The sequence below is a fragment of the Bradyrhizobium sp. WSM2254 genome (genome assembly GCF_000472645.1).
GTDB classification, from domain to species: domain Bacteria; phylum Pseudomonadota; class Alphaproteobacteria; order Rhizobiales; family Xanthobacteraceae; genus Bradyrhizobium; species Bradyrhizobium niftali.
In genome coordinates, this window is record NZ_AXAB01000067.1 from 1 (window position 1) to 19,288 (window position 19,288).

Below are 19,288 nucleotides of genomic sequence, written 5' to 3' on the forward strand. Positions count from 1 at the left end.
TCCCAGAAGGCTCGTGCTTGTGAACTCTCGGTAGTCGAACAGCGGCGAGAGCAGGATCAGGCCCTTCACGCCGACGCCCTGCTCCATCTGCAGATTGCGCACAACCTTCGGTCCGCGAATGCCGCCATAGCTTTCGCCCGCGACNTATTTCGGCGAGGAGAGCCGCTCGTGCTTCTCGAGCCAGCGGCGGATCACAAGCGCGATTGAACTGGCGTCACCATCGACCGAATAGAACCGCCTGGGCACATTTTCGCCCGTCGCCACGAAACGGCTATAGCCGGTACCGACGGGATCGATGAACACGAGGTCGGTGAAATCGAGCCACGTCTCGGCGTTGGGCCTGACCTCGGGCGAGGCGGACGCTGTGACGGTTTCCGCATCGATCGGCAGCCGCCATGGCCCGGCATTGCCGAACTGCAGCCAAGCAGAGGATGACCCGGGGCCGCCGTTGAAGAGGAACGTCACCGGACGCGTGGCGTGATCTGTGCCGTCGAGCTGATAGGAGGTGTAGGCGATGTCGGCCTGCGGCTCGCCCTTGTGGTCGAACACGTGGATCGAGCCCGCAGTCGCGATGAAACGAAGCGTCCGCCCGGGCAGCTCCAGCGTCTGTTTGGTGGTGGAATCCGGCGGCAGGCGATGCTGCTCGGCCCCCGATGGGGAAGTCGGCGCGCTGGCGCTGCGCGCGCCGGGCCCGCCCTTCTGGCCGACCGGCGTCGGGGCGTCGGGACGCGGCGGCGGATCGTCGGCGCGGGCGCTCCCCATCGCGGTGCACGCAAGTAGGGCCAGCGCGAGAGGGATGTGGCGCAGCGCGCTTAAATCGAACAGCATAGAGTTTTCTCCCCGGTCCGGCCGCACCTTTCTGTCAGGGGCCGATTGCGATGGTTTAAGGTTGCGGGACAGGCCGGACTGTCGTGGTTCTGGCTTATGGTGCACTAGGCGCATCTGCCTAACGGCTCTCTTCAGTTAGCTAAGAGTCGGGAACAACAAACCTGCTAAGTCTAGTAGTGACCTCTGTTCCTGAGGGCACGGGCCGCCTGCGCAATGGCACAAAGCCTACCCATTCGGCTTCCGGCATTTCAACGAGTTCGCGCGCCGTCACCGGCCGATCTCCCCGTCAAACATACCGGCTTCGATTATCCGTCGCAGTCTTTCGCTGCAGGTCAAAATGTGGCCCCACTTGATTGCACCTCACCGCAACTTGGCTGAAGCCGAGGCGACATCATTCGAGGACGACCTTGAAGGAGGGATACGGCCGTTGGAAAGCGGCAAGCACACGATCGCGCGCCCGGTCCATCTCGCGAGCTGCTGCGTCGGTGGGCATGAAAGTTGGACAAGCAGGATTGCCGCAGCCGCAGGGCCCTGTTTCGCCGGAGGACAGTAGCGTTTTGAATCGGTGGCGAAGCTGGCCCAGCTCACGGACCGTCAATTCCAGCGCGCTGCGGCTGCCGGCATCGCGGTTGTGGTAAGCGAGGGAAGTCGGTGTATTTCGGCGCCTTCTCGCGTCCTCCGAGGGCGAAGGCCACACGTCCGAATCGTGTCGGGTGCGCCAACTACGCCGATGCACGATCTCGATTGTCCGCTGACAATCAAATCGAGGTTCATCATAGATCGCCAGGAATCGGACAACGCAGACGCGAGGTTGACGGCTTAGACGCCTCTCATGCGCTCTACGCTTCATGACGAGATCGGCTAGCGAAGGGATCAGTTGCACGTCGCAATCTGATCATTGTAGGGGCGAGGCATCGACCGCTCGACGTGCCCCCCTCACAGATCCGGACGGTCAGCTTTCTCCCATCCGGCTCCTCTGACGAGTAATGCTCAGGTCAATTGGTGACGCTGGCCGTGCACATATCATTCGGCATGCAATATTTTCGAGTCGGTTGACAAAATGCCCCGCATCTATGTCGGCGTTCACGGACGTGCGGCATCCTCTCGATACTCTTTCCGAAAGAAACGACGTGCGTTGCCGCGCATGATCTGCTCAATCAGGTCACGGGTGTCCTCAAGCGCGATCCAGCCCTCGGCGACCAATTGCGAGAGCGCCTGCGCGATTCCACGGCGCGCTACGAACGCATGGCCATAAATTGGCTCGACAGCGACATAGTCGCCACCGAAGGTGAAGATCTTGTTGGACGGGACCGCCATCAGAAACTCTTTCAGAAAACGAACGCCCGCTACCGGATTGATAATCCATGCCCAGCACATGTCGATCGCGGCGTTAGGGTAATGTTTGGCCAGCGCGATAAATTCGTGCTCGTATGGATAGCCGATGTGCATTAGAACGAATCGGGTTTCTGGAAAGTCCTGCAACAGACGGCAGACGTCTGCGGCATTGCTGTGGGTACGACCGAGTTGCATCACGCCGAAACCAGCCAAAACGCCGGTATGCAGTTTGACCGGCAAGCCGCACTCGCCAGCCTTGCCGACGCAATAGCGGAATAGATAATCTTGCAGCGCCTTGAGATCCTCAGGACCGAGGGCGTGCAACGCGCCGACTCTGTCGGCATGGTGGGGAAATAACCTTGACGCATGGGCTTTGGTGACCGGCTCGAAATCGAGAGCGCGCGAATAGGCAATTTGCGATTTTACAGCCACGGCTTTGGCGCCGTATGTTGCGAAATAGAAGTCGATGACCTCAAGCCACTCATCGAGCGTCGTCGGGCGTTTGCCTGTCTCGGCTTCCACCCACGCAAAGTCAGCAGCGCTACACCGGCACAACTGAAGAATGCTTATATCGTGGTCGAGTAGCCCTGGCTGCTCGGTCTCCATAAAGATGCGCTGCAGCGAATTGACGTGGCAGCCCTCGATGTTCGCGAGGCCCAGAATGCGTGCGTAAAAGCCGGGCTGAACGGTTTCACGGTATTTCTCGGCGATGCGAGGCAGGCTCTCGGCTGTCAGATCATCTTCGCCGTAAACGCCGCGAAATGTATGGCGCAGAGCCTGGGCGTAACCCGTGTGGCGGATGCGGTCCCAATAGGGGGCGATCAGCCGATATTTTTCCTGGCTCGCGAGATCCGGCCCGAGAAACCTTCGCAGCTCGGCTGCTGGCAGACCTGCGACCACCAGGTCCTCGGCAGCATAGGACCTGAATAGATAGGCCCAGTCGTCGCATGGCAATGTTCGCGGATGGATCGCGCCGGAAAGACGCTGACTTTCCTCGATCAGATGCTCATGGGTGTCCACAAATGGCGTCTCCTCGACCCATTGTGCGATTTGTTGATCGGAGTCCGTCATTGCGTCCCAGCGAATCGCAGTTCTACCTCTCATTTTGGGCTCCTTTTGGTTAAAGCCAGCTGCCTGCGTCCGCATTGGCGATCACGGCAAGTATTGGACCATGCTGTAAGTCTGGTGTTGACATCCCAATCGTGGCGGCGCCTTCACGCCGCCGCCGGCAGGATCAATAATTGACGACATCACTAGGATGGGCAACGCGCTCTTTTAGAGCATCGGTCATTGGGAAGTTGAGATTGATGTTTTTCGGCGGGATCGCAGCCATGAACCATTTGTCGTAGATCTTTGTGAACTCGCCGGAAGCCATGAGTTTGGAAAGAACGTCGTCGACTATCTTTTTGAAGTCGGGATCATCCTTCGAGAACATCAGACCGTAATAATAAATGGTACCGTAGTTAGCTTTTAGAAAGATGAGGTCGGTCGGGTTCGAATAGTCCGCCTTCATACCGGCCAAGAGAATGTCAGCTTCCACCCACGCTGCTGCACGGCCGGTCGCGAGTAGCAGCAACGATTCCGCATGGTCTTTGGCTTGAGCGATAGTAAGATTTAGATCGTCGTCTTGCGAAATGCCCTTGGCAATGCCGAGAGCATCGGAACCCTGCGTTACGACAACAGTCTTTCCCTTCAGATCTTTCGGCGTCTTGAACCCGCTCGCCGCCTTTGCGAGCCAAGCCGTTTGACTGGCGAAAGTTGAAACACTGAAGGAGACCTGTTCCAGACGCTGCTTGCTGCTGGCAGTGCCGCCACACTCGATATCGATTGTGCCGTTCTGAATAAGCGGGATACGGTTCGATGAGTTGACCGGCGCAAGCTTTGTCTGAAGGTCTGGAGTGCCGAGATCAGATTTCAGACGCTCGACGACATGCGCGCACAGGTCCAGGGAGAAACCAACAGGCTTCTGGTCAGCGCCGAGATACGAGAAGGGTATCGAAGCCTCGCGATAGCCAATGGTGATCACTCTTTTCGATTTGATGTTGTCGAGCGTTGGCCCCGCATGGGCCGTCGAGACCAAAAACACGGTGATCGCGGTCGCGGAAAACAGTGCAAACATTTTAGACATGGAAATCCCTCTCGTTCGAGTGCGACGCCCCTTTTGCGCCTTATTGGTCCTAGGACGAGGCGGACCGCGCAAGCGGCGACCTCAGTGAATGATCTGATTGAGGAAGGCCTTCGCACGTTCCGTGTTCGGCGCGCGAAAGAAGGTGGTCGGATCGCCGTCTTCCACGATTGAGCCGCGATCCATGAAGACCACACGATCCGCAATTTCCCGCGCAAACCCCATTTCGTGCGTGACGCAGACCATCGTCATCCCGTCCCGCGCTAGCTCAACCATAGTTTCGAGCACCTCCTTGACCATTTCCGGATCGAGAGCAGAAGTCGGCTCGTCAAACAGCATGATCTTGGGCTGCATGCACAAGGCGCGGGCTATAGCGACGCGTTGCTGCTGGCCGCCTGACAATTGCGCTGGATACTTTTTGGCCTGATCGTGGATCCGGACCTTTCTCAGCAGCACCATTGCCCGATCATGCGCGTCAGACTCAGCAAGACCCCTGACTTTCATCGGAGCCAACATGCAATTTTCGACCACCGAGAGATGCGGAAACAGGTTGAAGCTCTGAAAGACCATTCCGACCTCACAGCGAACGCTGTTGATATCGCGAATCCGGTCTGTCAGTTCGATCCCATCAACGACTATTCGGCCCGAATCGTGCTTTTCAATATGATTGACGCAGCGGATCAGGGTCGACTTCCCTGAACCCGACGGCCCGCAGAGCACGATCTTTTCTCCTTTTGCGACGTTGAGATTGATGTCGCTCAGGGCACTAAAGTTGCCGAACCGCTTGACGAGGTGCTCTACGACAACCATCGGAATCTGGTCGGCTGGACTAACTGCGCGCTCTTGCTGCATGCTGGTCTCCAGGTTTTAGAGTCTGAGAAACGACGGGCCGTCAGATCGCCGATTGACTATCGGTTGGCACCCGCGATCGCGTATCTCTTACGGAGCGAGGCGACCAATTGGGACGCGGCGGAACTTATGATGAGATAAACGACGGCCACTGCGAGGTACATCTCGACGAGGCGGCCGTTGAGCTGGGCAAGCTTCGACGCCGCACCAAGGAGGTCGGTGAGCGATAGGACGTAGACGAGCGACGTGTCCTGAAACAGAATGATGGTCTGGCTGAGTATGATCGGACTGGCAACCCGGAACACCTGTGGCAGGACGACGTGGCGATACGTATCGAATGTCGACAAGGCGAGAGCCTGACAAGCCTCGAATTGTCCTTTGTTCACGGCACGCAACCCGACGCGGATGATTTCCGAATAGTAAGCTGCCTCAAACAGGCCGAACGTGATGAACGCCGTATATGTGGCGCCGACTGGAATCGGACGACCATTGCCTGACAGATGGCCTAGAACGATGGGCACCAAGAAGAAGAACCAAAACAAGACGAGGATGAGCGGAATCGATCGCATCAGGGCGACGTAGCTACGGACGAGCGGACTCAGAATGCGGAGCTCAAAGTGCTGCACGAGGGCGAAGAACGTTCCAAGAGACATTCCAATCAGGAACGCGGCTACCGTCAAGGAAAGCGAAAAGAGCAATCCTGACCATAGATAGGGCCACGCCTGCGCGATGATCGAGAAATCGAGGCTGTTCATTTCGCGACCTCCATACTGCCAGGCAGGGGACTTTCCAGCTTCACATCGTCAAAATCTGCGCCGATGGCTTCCTTACCCGGTACGGTACCGGGAATGCGCACCGCCTTGTCGATGAGCATCATCGTCTGGTAGGCGATAAGAGCCAGAGCGAGATAAATGAGCGTGGCGGCACCGAATGCCGTGAAGGTTTGGAAAGTAGCGTCGCTGATCTGGCGCGCCTGAGCGGTCAGCTCCATCAAGCCGATGGTCAGAGCAACAGACGTGTTCTTGTAGATGCCCATCACCTCACTTGTCAGGCTTGGAACGATGAGGCGCAGTGCCTGCGGCAGGATGATATGGCGATAGGTCAGATATCCGCTTAGGCCGAGCGCGGCCGCCGCTTCGGCTTGCCCCTTAGGCAAGGCTTCGATGCCGGCACGAACCTGTTCTGCGATGCGCGCGGCGGTGTACAGACTCAGGCACCACAAGGCCGGAAAGAAAGATCCCCAAGGCGGAGGTATCTGCTTTATCCAGTCACCCATAGCACTCGGAAGAAGCTCGGGCAGGACGAAGTACCAGAGAAACATCTGCACGAGAACGGGGATGTTCCGGAAGATCTCCACATAGAATCGAGCCAAGGCCCCGAAGAAGGGGTTCTGCACAGTTCGACCTATGCCGACGACTACTCCGACCGCGAACGCAATCCACCAACCGAAGAAGGCGAGCGCCAACGTCCAACCAAGACCCGAAAGAAGCCAATCGATGTACCGCTGGCCATCCATTGTCTTTTCGAGAAGAACTCCGAACATCGCGAGCCTCACGATTGCGGGTGCGCACGGCCACCATGCTCCGCATGATCGGTCGTCGCGCGCACTGTGCCGGTGCTAGTCGAACGCATCACTTGAATGCGCGGTCCTTTCCTTCAGCACGCCAGTAAGGGGAAGGCATGATGCTCGCCCTTGGACGGGATCAGGCTACTGTCCGCTCGCGTGCGTTTTCTCCAAATGCTCCTATGCCAAACCCTAAGCGGCCCTGAATGACTTTTTTGGCTGGCGTCCGCGGATGAGATGAACCAGACGATCCACGTCGGCGATGGTGTTGAACATGCCGAACGATACGCGGATACCGTCGCGCTCGGGGGAAACACGCACGCCGTTCTCTTCGAAGTAGCTGAGCCACTCAGTCGCGGGCAGACGAACGACGTAGATGTGGGGCGAGCGATGTTGCCGCTGACGCGGACCGACGAGACTGAGGTCGAGTTCGTCCAGTTGTGCGATGAGATGATCGCCCAGATCGAAGCAATGGTTCTGAATGTTCTTCACGCCGATCTGCTCGATCATGTCGAGCGAGGCTCCAAGCGCGTGAACTGCAGGAAGATTGAAGTTTCCCAGCTCGAAGCGTCGCGCGCTGGGCGATGGCGTCAGGCGGTCGGGACGAGCGATAAGGTCGTGAGGAGTCTCCGCCAAACTGGCCGCGGCAAGATAGGCAGGCTCCAGTTCCTTCAGGGTCTTGTCCCAGTAGAGCAATCCGAGACCTTGAGGGACGAGCAATCCCTTGTGACTCCCGGAGCCAACGAAGGTTGCCCGGATGGCATTCGCATCGATTGGAACAACCCCGATTGCCTGCATGACGTCTACGACGAAGTAGAGCTTCTTCTCCGCGCAAAGAGCGCCGATGCTCTCGATGTCGAAGCGATGTCCGGCGTGGAAGGTGACGTGCGACAGCGAGATCGCGCTGGTCTTCTCGTCGATGTGCGGAAGGAAAGTGTCGGCGTTTACGACGTCCGTCATCGGAAGGAAGTCGATCTGGACACCTTTCTTCTTCAAGTTGAGGAAGGCATAAGCGTTGTTTGGATGATCCCCGTGGATCATCAAAACGTTATCGCCGGCTCGCAGAGGCAGCGCATTCGCCGCGATGTTCATGCTTTCTGATGTGTTCTTCGTGAAAGCAATTTCGTCGGCCGATACCCCAAGGAAACGGGCGACCTTGGCACGCGTTTGCTCGACCCGATCGAGCCACACACTTTTCGGTCCGGCCGTCTCCAAGCCTTCACGAAGGAAGGTTTCGATCGCCGCCATTACGGGACGCGCGAGGGGCGCCTGAAAACCGGAGTCGAGGTAGACCATCCTTTCGGCTACCGGGAACTCCCTGCGCACAGCCTCCACGTCGTAATGACGAGACATTCCCCATCTCCCTTTCGAGCACTTCGCCAGCACCGCTCCAATTCACGGCTCAGCCGCCGCCCAAACTCAGCCTGTGCAATGCACAAATTCCGATCAGAATGCGGCAACGCCAACGTTATGGGCAATTGCGCGACAAGTCCAAATTATTTTTCATATTTCAGTAGTATTTACTCCGAAAATTGATAATTTGTACTGAGGGAGATTTTTATGATGGAGCAAAAAAAGACGGTTGGGCCTCTCGACCGGGCATTCGCCATCGTGGGTTACGTTGCCAATCAGACGAAGGCTGTTTCGGTCGCGGAGATCGCTAACGCTCTTTCGTTGCCGATTCCGACGGCCCATCGGCTTGTCGGAAATTTGGAAGAACGCGGCCTCCTTCAGAAGGCTCTCGGATCGAAGCGCTACGTGGTGGGAAATCAGTTGGTCACGCTGTCCGCCAAAGTGATCGGCGCGGCCTTTCGCACGGCGCGGCGGCACGCGGTACTCCGCGCGGTTGCCGGCGAGATCGGCGAACAGTGCGAAATCGGGGTCGTGCGCGACAACGTCGTTGCTTACGTCGACAGCGTACGTGTCTCCCAACCACAAGGGCTTCAATTCAATCCTGGCGAGGCTGCTCCACTTCACTGCACCTCGACTGGAAAAATTTACATGAGCCGGTTACCCGAGAGAGCACGTGAGAAGTTATGTCGCTCACTCGCTCTGACACAGTACACTGATAACACGGTCGTGGATTGCGACACGCTCCTGAGACTTCTCGAGGAAACACGCCGACACGGTTGGGCCAAGAGCAATGAGGAGTACGTGAAGGGTGTCGTCGGCTGCGCGGTACCCATCGTTTCCCCGGACCGAGAGCTGATAGCCTGCCTTGGCGTATCGGTGCCTGTGGCGCGAGTCAGCTTCGCAGAGCTTGATCGCTTCATTCCTCTACTTCAAAAAGCCTCCGTACTCCTGTCGCAAACCATCCTTCAGACGGACAGTGAGGAAGAAACACTCGAGGATACATTCCCCTAAAACGACTTCTCTTGCGAATCGCTTCATCACAGGAGCTTCGATCGTTTATCCGAAATGATAACAACAACGATAACGCAAGAGAAGTTTGGACTCGCGTTTAGCGAGCAATCGGCCCACGCGGTGCAGGGAGCCGCGACTTCTCCTGCCCAGCGGACCGCTACCCGCCGCCTTCGTAAAACAGCTCCAGCGGTAGGCCGACCAGCGCCTTGCCGATCCAGTCCCGCGCGATCACGTTGGATGGCCCCATTGCGATGGCCGCGCGCGTCCCGGTAGGAGCGCTCGATCGGACCGCGATGGTAGCCATAACCGCCGGTCACGGTCAGCGCCGTGGCCGCGAGCTTGTTGGCAACCTCGGCGGCGTGCACCTTGAACTCGGTCAGCGGAATCGGGATCTCGCTCTGCAGCTTGCCGGCGCGCCACAAGCGCGTCGAGCCGGCCCGCGAGTTCGTTGCGCCAGGCCGCAGCGTCTCGACCAGCACCTTGGCGGCGCCGGAGTTCCTGCCGGATCGCCTGGCAATCGGAAAGGCTCTTGTTCCGGTCCTTATGCACGAAGCTCGTGGTGTGCGCGACCGCCGCGCTCAAGGCGCCGCGGGCCACGCCTTCCCGCCTGCGCCTGACGCCGATGAGCCACTGCGTCCCATTCGTTGTTGCTTAGTGTTTTGATGCACCTGAAGAGATAGCATCGCGATGGCGGTCGCACGGGGACGTCCAACCAGCCCAACGTCCGTCAACCTTGCACGGAACGTCCATCTATATGAACAATACTCAGAGGAATGTCTCGATCATGCTTGACGATCGCACATCAGCGCAATTGTCCTCCCTGTCGCTGGAACGCGTAGATCGGATTCATACCGCAATAGGCGTAGGTGCCGGATGCGGTGGCCATGCACTGGTCATAGGTCGAGAACTGGCAATTGCCCGGATAGCCCCAGGTACGCCCCTGCAGGCAATAAATGTCCTGCCGAACCGGGGGGACGTACGACCGCCCCCGCTGAGCGGCAATTGAAGGCGATCCCAAGCCGACAAGGATGGGAAGTGCAAGCACGCCGATAAACAGAAGGTTGCACATGAGACCATTAGCCTCCGTTAAGTCTTGCTGAAGGATAGAGGATTCTCATTTGATGTTTTGATCTTAGTCAATGGCAAATGGCCGGTCGCAGCCCGTCCGGCGAATGCCTGCGAAAGAAGCTCGAGCGTGACGGCGCTCCCTGGAGCAGCATTCCTGCTATTTGTAGAAGAGGAACGCATCTTTCCAGCGCGGTGAGGGTGCATGTGCGGCAGAAAAATCCCTGGGGCAAAGGATCACTCGAGCTTGAGAACTCTCGCGCTCCGGAATGAGCCGGTTCGGATCGGCGGCAAGCCCTACCGTGAGCTTATCAAATGACCGAAGCGGAAATTCACCGTCTCTCAGGCCTGCCGTAGATCGCGTAGCGCTTGAGCTGCACGACCCAAGGGACCTGGCGGGGCTCATGAAAGGTTGAACGAGCTCTTCTAGGTGATCGGCCTGATCCGGCGCAGCAGCGAATCGGCATATTCCTCGCGCTCGCGCATAAAGCGCTCTTGATGCGCTTTGAAACTCTCGATCCGCTTCCTGATCTCATCACGTTCGCTGCTGCCATAGCCGGGGACGCCGGGGGCACCCTGCTCGACGACCTCCTTCGGCTGAGGCCGCGGCCGTTCGATCTCCACCTTCAGCGATCTGGCGAACGCCGTGGTTTCCTCGACAAGCGCATCGAGCTCGCTCTTCCAGTCATGCATTGACGCCCCCTTGCGCACTTCAGCCCGCTAGATGAGCCAGTTCATCACAAGCCAACCTGCAACAATGACGCAGACGCCAATCGCCAGATAGGGAACCCCAACCAGCATCCGCCGCTTCTCCTTGAAAAGCCTGTCGACAACAATTATTGCCGGTGGCCCTCGGGTACAAAGCGCTCATCGTGAAACAATGCAGTCCGGCCCCGGTGGCAACAATCCTAGACCAAAAACACGTTGTTTCCTAGGTTTGCCGTTCAAGAAGCTTAACGCAAGCCGATGGTGTTTCCGCCAAGAACGGGGCGCGACGTCCGGGAGAGATTTCCACCTGTCTTACAGTCTTGTGCCCTTGCTTCGAGGCTCGTAATCCGCGATCGCAGCAAACGCCGAAGATTCGCCGTATCGGAAGGAATTGAAGCGGGGCGACCTAACCGGAACGAACATTGAGGTGATCACGAGCATTAGTGAGGTAAAGCCCGGAGAGACGGCAACGCTGCACATCCATCATGGTGATGAATCTTACTACTATCTTGAGGGGGGGGCACGATCGAACTGCCCGATGGAAAGCAGGTGTCGATTCCTACAGGTGCAGTCGGCTTGAATGTTCGCAATGTACCGCATGGGGCTTACAAGGTCTTCGGTGATAAGACGCAAAGCCGTCGGACGCGGGAGCCATAAGCACGCCCGATGCAGGCAGAGTGAATTTCACTTACTCATCGTCGCGCATATCCCCTTACATTTTGTGTTGGTCTTCGCTCGCCCATGGGAGACGGACCAGGATGTTGGACGTCGGCAATCGGATCGTCATGGCCTCAGGGGCTTCGCGCGGCATCGGACGCGCCGCCGTCGACCAGCTCCTGGCCTCGGGCTTCCGCGTATCGGCGGGGCTTCGCGACCCGCGGCGCCTCGCCGAGAGCGCGAGGCTCATGACGCACCGCTATGATGCCGAAGACGCCAAAAGTCCTATCTCCTGGGTCAACGCAACGGTCGCGCGCAGGGGCGGAATCGACGCCATCGTCAACGCAGCTGGTATCAATCCGAAGGTCCGAGTCTCCGACGAGGGCGAGAACGAGCTGGATGAAATGTGGCGCGTAAACGTCAAGGGTCCCCTGCGCCCCGTCAGAGCCGCCCTCCCTCATTTGGCCGTCTGCGGTCATGGCCGGGTGATCAATCTGGGATCCCTCGCCGGAAAGCGCGTGGGAAGCAACGTCGGCTGCGCCATGACCAAGTTCGCCGCGGTTGCACTCACCCACGGCATTCAACGGGAAGGACGCGCGGCCGGCATTCGGGCGACGGTGATCTGCCCGGGCTACGTCGCCACCGACATGACGCTGAACGACGACGAGATTCCTCGCCATGAGATGAGCCAGCCGGCCGACATCGCCCGCCTGGTGGAAACCGCGCTCATGCCGCCGAACAATGCCTCGGTCTCCGAAATGCTCGTGCACTGCCAATTCGAACCGATGCTTTAAGGCTGGGGCGAGACGACGACATTCGTCGTGGGGGAAAGAATCCCCGCCGACCCGACAGTCTGGTTCTGCAACAGGCGGTACCTGCCACGACGGCACAGCAGAATGTCCGTTTTGCTCGCTTTAGGATCCGGAGCTGCGCGCTTCTGCGTCCTGGATCGAGGACGGCGAGAAATACGCCGTGATCGTCTTAAAGCGTGACACTCGACTAATGTAGTATGGATCAGCCGATCGGCGTCGGGACGCCGCGCCGATACACAAGCGAGTCGCGCAAAATCCGGCAAGCCAATTCGACGGAGATTGGCTCTCAGCCTCATGGCGACAGACGGATCCAAGGTTCCGCGACCGCACTCGAGCAATACGCCCGATGACTCGAGTTGTCGGCCGCGTCTGTGATCCGCCGCTATTTGGTCGATCACTCACAACGATCGCCACGTATCTGCCTCCCTGCGACAATCGGTCGAGCCGCGACGCTCGTGCTGCTCCGAGTGTCGCTTCAAAGACGAGGACGGCGAGCGCTCTGCGTGCGTGATCCAGGCGAGCTCGCTCGATGTGACGTTATGAGCCCATCGCTAAGCCTTGCCCCGCGGGTCCGGGCGCGGTCACCCTCCGGCCTCTGGATCGACAAATCCGACCTTAGTGTGGCCGCTGAGACAATGGCAGCGGCCGGCGAGGCAACATCTTGCGGAACAGGCAATTCCCTGTGGCCTGCCTCACGTACGCATTTTGTCAGAATACAACCGCGCTTCATGTCTGAAACCCGCCTCCGACTGTCTTCGAAAACCACATTGCGCCAAAAAAGACGCGAGCGAGGCCCTTCAACAGTGCTGGCCCAGATTCTGCACCGGCTCTCCGCGCCAGGAAGTTAGGCGGCAGCAACAAGATGGAGTCGCGCTTGGGCATCGATCTGTCAATCGATAATGCGGTTGCCGCACCGGAGGTCGCCTGTCTGCACCGCGCTGGGAGAACGGAAGACGCTCCTGCTTGCCACGGCCTCGCGCGGCATCGGTCATGCCACCGGAAACCTGTTTTCAGAAGATGGCCGGCGTATCTTCGCTTGCACGCGGCAATCCTTCGGTGGCGGGCGATGTCCATGGGTTTCGGAGGCAGACAACCATGCCCACGTCGATCTAGGCATTCGTCGGACGGTGTCGCACGCCACCCCCAAGGTCGGGGAACGGCTTGCTGGCGTACCGCTAGAAGCATTGATCCACAATACCGGCATTTCGCCCTAGACGCCGGACCGTACCCCGCAGACGTCTTTGACGGCGTCAGTCGAAAGCGGGATCAGGCTGTTCCGGCTCAATCTGCTCGGCCTGATCCTGCTCCCGCAAGATCTCTTTGTCGAGCCGAAGGCGACCTCGGTATCGATCGTCAACGTGACTTGATCGGCGCCTTGCCGCGCACCCGTTTTCCAGCACCGCCAATGCCTCGAGCGTCAAGGCTGACGGTTGCTTGCTCACTCTGAAGCGAGTCGTGAATACATGATCGATGAACTTGATCTGCGAACCTTCAACCCCCATCCGCAACGCGACGCTGTGCTCGACGAAGTGCACGCGCGCCCTTTCACGCGCCTTGTTTCGCCATTCAGCGTGATTCACTTCGCTTTTCTTGCGCAGGGCGAGGCGGCCGTAAGCGATCGCTGTCGTTTTATCGATTTCTGCCTGGACCGCAATCTTCCGCCGCCTGGGCAATCGGCGAAACATCATCAGATTGTCATCGGGCCTGCTACGCTACGCTGGGAGCAGCATTCGGAATTTACAACATTCACCTGGTTCTGGCCTAACGCAAATGGTCCTGCCGCTCACCAATTCGACAAAGTTGATGATGCCGTCCGATCGCTGATCCGCGCGTTGCGGCAGTCCGGACAATTGCTGGTCGCGATCAGGTTAGAAGTGGAGCAGGACCCCTCGCCGACTAAGCGCGCCGAACAGATTTTTGACAAGAATAGCCTGGCCATGGTTGCCACAAGGAATGGTGCAGGCGTTGCCGCCTCAGACTTCCGCGTGGACGAAAAAGGCTTCACGAAAATCCTCGTCTGCGACCTCGGGTTGACGTCGCACGATCTCGGTGCGCTGGTGCAACGGCTCCTGGAAATCGAAACCTACCGCCCGTTGGCGCTGCTTGGTCTGTCGGCGGCCCTCGAGCTTGCGCCGTCTGTCGATCGTATCGATCGGCGTCTTGTTGAGACGCTCGAAGAAATGCAAGGCGCAGAGGGACTGAAATTCAACAACCACCTGCTTGCCGAACTGACGGCGTTGGCCGCCTCCTTCGAAAGAGGTGCGACCGGTAGCCTGTTTCGCTTCGGCGCCAGCAGGGCCTATAACGAGCTTGTCCAATCGCGGCTGTCCATCATTGAAGGCAACGATGTGGCGGGCTATCCGACCTGGTCGTCGTTTCTGGCGCGCCGGATGGCGCCTGCGATGCGCACCTGCGCGACCGTGGAGGATCGTCAGGCAAGCCTGTCGGTCAAGCTGGCGCGTGTCGCCGATCTGTTGCGAACACGTGTCGACGTCGAAATTGAACGACAGCATCGTGACCTCTTGCACGCTATCAACGAGCGCGCGAGGCAGCAACTTCGGCTGCAGTGCACGGTCGAAGGATTATCGGTCGGGGCGATCGGATATTACGTGGTCAGCCTGTTTAGCTATCTGGCGAAGGGCGCGCACGATGTCGGACTGCGTGTAGAGCCCTCGTTCCTAACCGCAGCCTTCGTGCCGATCGCGGTCGGCGTGATCTGGCTGGTGAGTTACAACATCCGGAAGCGACACCTCAAGCACGACAACGCGCCCTCGGTGGCTTGCGACTAAAGCTCCTTGAGGAAAGCAGTGCGTCCGTCCTACGAAGCTCGCATAGTCGTGGTGCGACGCTGCCGCAAAAGCTCCCACTGGTTAGCCCGCAATTTGTGCTTTGATTGACCGGGATAGGGGGACGTCTCGCGATGCCCGCCTTCCCACACCACTTGGCATCCACGAGTCCGTACCGCGGCGGTTCGACTGAGTTAAGCTAGCCCAGCCGAGGCGGACAGGCTCGGGAAGCGCTTCAATCGCCGCAAAGACTGCAGTTTCGAGGTTGGCCAATGTCTTGCCACCGGAATTGACCGATTTTCCGGACCAGGTGAGGACAACAAGGTTTCCGATGAAGCTTCATCAAGAACAGCAACTAGCGGCCATGGCCGCTGACGAACCAGATTCGAGCGGGATCTTCCTCCCGGACTTCCCCGCGCGCGCGGAGCGGAGCGCCGGTGGTCAAGAAGCCGCGCGAATAGGAACCCTGTTACTTTGCGGGGCAGGCTCGAGGCTCCGTGGCCGCCCTATCAAGTACCCCTGCATCTCGTCGCACCCCTCCTGCAGGAGCAGCGACATCTGAGCATCGGTCTCGATACCCTCGGCAAGCACCGGCACGCCAAGCCCGTGGGCCAGGCCGATCACGGCTCGAACGATGGCCAGCGACCGCTCGCTCTCGCCAAGCGCCGCGACGAAGGAGCGGTCGATCTTGATGCGGTCGAGGGGAAACGCCTCCAAATAGGACAACGACGAGTATCCAGTTCCGAAATCGTCGAGCGCGATATGGATCCCGAGAGCCTTGAGCGACTGCATCGTCCTTTTGGCGCGCGCAATGTCCTCGATCAGTACGCCTTCAGTAATCTCTAGCTCAAGGCGCGAAGCCGGTAGCCCGCTCTCGCGCAGTGCTTTGCGAACGTGGGCATCCAGATTTTCTCGGCGGAACTGTGCGGCCGAGACGTTGACCGCCACCCTCAAGGGCTGGTGCCACGACGCCGCTTCCATGCAGGCCTCCATGAGAACCCAGTCATCGATCTGCGCGATCGAGCCGCTCTTCTCCGCGACCGGAATGAACTCCCCCGGGGCAATGATTCCGCGCACCGGATGGCGCCAGCGTACGAGGGCCTCATAGGCCTTGAGGATACCGTGGCGGTCCTGCTGCGGCTGGTACTCCAGATAGAGCTCGCCGCGGTCCACAGCCACCCGCAAATCGTGCTCCAGGGCGCGGCGGTCCCGCAACTGCTGGTCCATGGCGCTCGTGAACAGGCGGATCGCTCCCCTGCCTTCGTGCTTCGCGCGATAGAGCGCGACATCGGCGTTCGCCAGCAGGGAGACGGCATTGTCAGCGTCTCTCGGATACAGGGCCACTCCGACGCAGAGATCGATCTGCAGGGCGTGGCCGTCGACTTCGATTGGATGTTCGAATTGCGCGCGCATCCTGGTAGCGAGTAGTTCCGCGCTTGCCGGCAACGGCAATTCATCAGTGATGCCGATGAACTCGTCGCCGCCGACACGGGCAACGTAGGATCCTTGCGCGGCTTCCTGCAGGCGCCTTGAGGCCTCCCGCAGCACGGCGTCGCCGACGGCATGGCCGAACAGATCGTTGATCTCCTTGAAGTGATCGAGGTCGATCCAGAGCACCGCAAACCCATCGTCACTGGCGCGCGCTCGCTCGATCGCATCGATGAGGTGCTGATCGAGCGCCGCCCTGTTCGGCAATTCGGTGAGCGCGTCGTGGCAAGCGAGATAGCTGATCTTCTCTTGCGTCCGATTCCGATCCGTCACGTCGAATGCGACCGAAACGTGCGCAGCGCGGCCTTCGTAGATGAGCGGCCGAGACTCGATCACGACCTGGATCACCTCGCCGTTGGCCGTCCGGTGCAGCTCGAAGTCACGACTTTCGCTCTCGGGATCTCCGCACTCAAGCTGCGGCTCGAACATGCTGAGGAGAGCTTTGCGGGAAAAGCCGTAGTGGCGGCACATCGCCCCGTTCACCGCGATCACTTGCCGGGTCTTCGCCTCCGCCACCCACATCGGAAGCGGATTTTCTTCGAAAAGAAGCCGGAACGACGCCTCCCGCCGCTTGAGATCGGTGATATCGATCCGAACGCCTATGCTACCCCCATCCGCCGTCCGTCTTTCCTCGACGCGCACCCACCGATCGCCGGCGAGATGCTGCTCATGAGAGTGCCGGGGCAATGCATGTCGGGCCATGCGCTCTGCGAGCCACTCTTCCTCGCGTCCCGCAGCTTCGGGGTACTGTCCGGCGGCCAAACCGGCGCGGAGGATGCCTTCGAACGGAGCTCCCGCCGCGAGGGCGTCCCGGCTGGCAGCGTAGAATTCCGTGTACTGCCTATTCCAAAGAACCAGCCGATCGTCCTTGCCGAAAATGGCGAGGCCTTCAGGGACGACGTCGAGCGCTTCCCTCAGATGAGTGTGGGCGGCCCGCGCGGTCGCTTCGGCCTGCTCGGCCGCGGCCTTGGCTTCCGCAAGAGCCATTTCGGTCCGGTGTCGCTCCGTGATGTCTTCGTGGGTGGCGACCCAGCCGTTGCCCTGCATCGGCCTATGCCGGATGCGCACGATTCGCCCGTTCGTCAGCTCGACGGTCGTATCCGAATTCTTGGCAATCACCGGGGCGCTGTTGCGCCAGACCAGATATTCCTGCTTGGACATCTTCGGTGCGCTGCCGACCGAATATCGGAGATCGACAATATCGTTCAACTTCATGCCTGGCCGGACGATTTCCGGATCGAGGTCGTAGACTTCCAGATACTGCCGATTGCAGACGATCAGGCACTGATCGTCGTCGAAGAAGCAAAGGCCCTGAGACATGTTGTTGAGCGCTCTGTCGAACCGCTCGGCGAGAGCTGTGGCGGTCTGCTCTGCAACCCTTGCACGATCGCCTTCTTCGGTCAGTCGGCTATGGGTCTCCACCAGTTGAACGAAGGACCGGAAGTTCGTGCTGATCATCCGACCGAGCAGGACGAGCAACAGCAGCAGATTGATCCCGAGCGAGATCATCATCCCGTCTCCGGAGAAGAGCAGCACGGTCGCGATCGGCGCACCGGCGATGATCATCGTCAGCCGCGACGCCGGCGGGAAGCTGCCGAGGCAGTAAGCGGTGCCGATACATCCCATGAACACGAGCAACGCGACAGGCGCGCGCAGGCTCGGCTCGACAACTCCAAACAGCGCCAGGATCCAGAACACGAAGCCCGCGTTGAGCACCACCGCCACCAAGCGGGTTCTGACGAGCTCACGGTACGCCTCCTCCGGCGTGAAATCGCTCCGCCTCAGGCGTATCCACTGAACCAGCCGGACGAGACAGATCGCAAGGAGAGCGGCCGGCAACGCGAATCTCAGCCATGGCGACACCGTGGTCGGGAGGACCAGCCCTACGCTGATACTGTCGACGAGCAGCACGGCGTAGAGAACCGGCACCTGCTGTCGGAGCACACGGAACTGCTCCACGAGGAGAGAACGACCGAGCGGGTCGGTCAGATCGCCCACGGAGAAGGCGGTACGGAATCGCGCGAATATGCCCATTTAGATTGCCCCAGCCGTTCCAAAGCTAGGACAGAGAGGCGAAGGACACGTAAAGGTGCTTGGTGTCTCGGGCATTAACGGCGCTGCTGCAATTGCGAAGAATTAACCTTCAGGCGCCGCCGGTCGCCAACCGCTTCCGCCACCGCACTGCTCTCTCAGTGACATGGCTTAAAGCGACTGGCCCGGTCTGGTTCGCGCGAGGCATGCTGACGGCGCGACGCGCGACTGGTCGAAACCGGCGTCCTCGAACAGATCCCGGCCTCCGACGGCAGCGCCTATCAGGAACATGTGCTGACCAGACGGGACCACGGCTTGTTCCTGGTCGTGGTCTCCTTAAGGCAATGGGGCGAGGCACATCTCTATGCGCGCGGCGAGACGCATTCGGTGCTGCTGGACCAGACGGGCAGGCGGTCGGGCAACTCGTGCTGCCGTCGAAGAGCCGCAAGCCGCTGGCGTGGTCGGACACCAAAGTGAGGAAAGTCGCCGCGCGCAGGCGGTGAGCGGTGCCGAGTTTGTCGCCGCAGCTGCGTAGGGAGGGATCAGTCTTATTGCGTCAGAAAGACCTCATGGTGAGGAGCGCGAAGCGCGTCTCGAAGCAAGAAGCCCGCTGGTGGCCTCGTCCTTCGAGACGCTTGCTGCGCAAGCTCCTGAGGATCAGGAGATAAACCGGTAT

The 19,288-nt window shown here is 59.5% G+C and carries 14 protein-coding genes and 1 pseudogene; 4 read left to right on the plus strand and 11 right to left on the minus strand.

The window, feature by feature from the left end; all coding sequences use genetic code 11:
* From A3M7_RS0135400 to A3M7_RS0135430, 7 genes and pseudogenes are all read right to left on the minus strand, one after another.
* A pseudogene (locus tag A3M7_RS0135400) lies at positions 1–828 on the minus strand (peptidase S10); the annotation flags it as partial.
* Positions 829–1,911: 1,083 nt separating this feature from the next.
* A complete protein-coding gene (locus A3M7_RS0135405; protein ID WP_049823893.1) occupies positions 1,912–3,234 on the minus strand; it encodes an amidohydrolase family protein in 1,323 nt (440 codons plus the stop codon).
* Positions 3,235–3,397: 163 nt separating this feature from the next.
* The gene (locus A3M7_RS0135410) at positions 3,398–4,291 is read right to left on the minus strand and encodes an amino acid ABC transporter substrate-binding protein (protein WP_027548151.1); all 894 of its coding nucleotides are present in this window, start codon (positions 4,289–4,291) and stop codon (positions 3,398–3,400) included.
* 81 nt (positions 4,292–4,372) lie between these two features.
* On the minus strand, positions 4,373–5,140 hold the full coding sequence (locus A3M7_RS0135415; protein ID WP_027548152.1) for an amino acid ABC transporter ATP-binding protein: 768 nt from the start codon (positions 5,138–5,140) through the stop codon (positions 4,373–4,375).
* A gap of 56 nt (positions 5,141–5,196) precedes the next feature.
* Positions 5,197–5,892 (minus strand): amino acid ABC transporter permease, encoded by a 696-nt coding sequence (locus A3M7_RS0135420; protein WP_027548153.1) that lies wholly within the window; start codon positions 5,890–5,892, stop codon positions 5,197–5,199.
* Positions 5,889–6,680 carry an amino acid ABC transporter permease gene (locus A3M7_RS0135425; RefSeq protein WP_027548154.1) on the minus strand — a complete coding sequence of 264 codons (792 nt, stop codon included), beginning with the start codon at positions 6,678–6,680 and terminating at the stop codon, positions 5,889–5,891. The genes A3M7_RS0135420 and A3M7_RS0135425 overlap by 4 nt, the downstream gene beginning before the upstream one ends.
* 213 nt (positions 6,681–6,893) lie before the next feature.
* On the minus strand, positions 6,894–8,054 hold the full coding sequence (locus tag A3M7_RS0135430; RefSeq protein WP_084302803.1) for an aminotransferase class V-fold PLP-dependent enzyme: 1,161 nt from the start codon (positions 8,052–8,054) through the stop codon (positions 6,894–6,896).
* Between the two features lie 207 nt (positions 8,055–8,261).
* On the opposite strand from A3M7_RS0135430, the gene A3M7_RS0135435 reads away from it, so the two are divergent.
* Entirely contained in the window at positions 8,262–9,065 is an 804-nt protein-coding gene (locus A3M7_RS0135435; protein ID WP_027548156.1) for an IclR family transcriptional regulator, read from the plus strand.
* A 26-nt stretch (positions 9,066–9,091) separates the two neighbouring features.
* Here A3M7_RS0135435 and A3M7_RS45460 read toward each other — a convergent pair whose 3' ends face one another.
* The 3 genes from A3M7_RS45460 to A3M7_RS0135445 form a co-directional block, all read right to left on the minus strand.
* Positions 9,092–9,544 carry an acyl-CoA dehydrogenase family protein gene (locus tag A3M7_RS45460; RefSeq protein ID WP_245284391.1) on the minus strand — a complete coding sequence of 151 codons (453 nt, stop codon included), beginning with the start codon at positions 9,542–9,544 and terminating at the stop codon, positions 9,092–9,094.
* A 323-nt stretch (positions 9,545–9,867) separates the two neighbouring features.
* Positions 9,868–10,134, minus strand: coding sequence for a DUF3551 domain-containing protein (locus tag A3M7_RS47665; protein WP_084302804.1), 267 nt, complete (start codon positions 10,132–10,134; stop codon positions 9,868–9,870).
* Positions 10,135–10,556: 422 nt separating this feature from the next.
* Complete coding sequence (locus tag A3M7_RS0135445; protein ID WP_049823895.1) at positions 10,557–10,823, minus strand: hypothetical protein; 267 nt, start codon at positions 10,821–10,823, stop codon at positions 10,557–10,559.
* A 773-nt stretch (positions 10,824–11,596) separates the two neighbouring features.
* Between A3M7_RS0135445 and A3M7_RS0135450 the strand changes: the two genes are divergently transcribed.
* The 3 genes from A3M7_RS0135450 to A3M7_RS0135460 all read left to right on the plus strand — a co-directional run bounded on the left by A3M7_RS0135450 (position 11,597) and on the right by A3M7_RS0135460 (position 15,096).
* Positions 11,597–12,289, plus strand: coding sequence for an SDR family NAD(P)-dependent oxidoreductase (locus A3M7_RS0135450; RefSeq protein WP_027548158.1), 693 nt, complete (start codon positions 11,597–11,599; stop codon positions 12,287–12,289).
* Between the two features lie 1,259 nt (positions 12,290–13,548).
* Entirely contained in the window at positions 13,549–13,674 is a 126-nt protein-coding gene (locus A3M7_RS51130; RefSeq protein WP_256374910.1) for a hypothetical protein, read from the plus strand.
* A gap of 96 nt (positions 13,675–13,770) precedes the next feature.
* Positions 13,771–15,096, plus strand: coding sequence for a DUF3422 family protein (locus tag A3M7_RS0135460; RefSeq protein WP_027548159.1), 1,326 nt, complete (start codon positions 13,771–13,773; stop codon positions 15,094–15,096).
* A gap of 438 nt (positions 15,097–15,534) precedes the next feature.
* Here A3M7_RS0135460 and A3M7_RS0135465 read toward each other — a convergent pair whose 3' ends face one another.
* Complete coding sequence (locus tag A3M7_RS0135465; RefSeq protein WP_027548160.1) at positions 15,535–18,615, minus strand: EAL domain-containing protein; 3,081 nt, start codon at positions 18,613–18,615, stop codon at positions 15,535–15,537.
* Between the last annotated feature and the right edge of the window lie 673 nt (positions 18,616–19,288).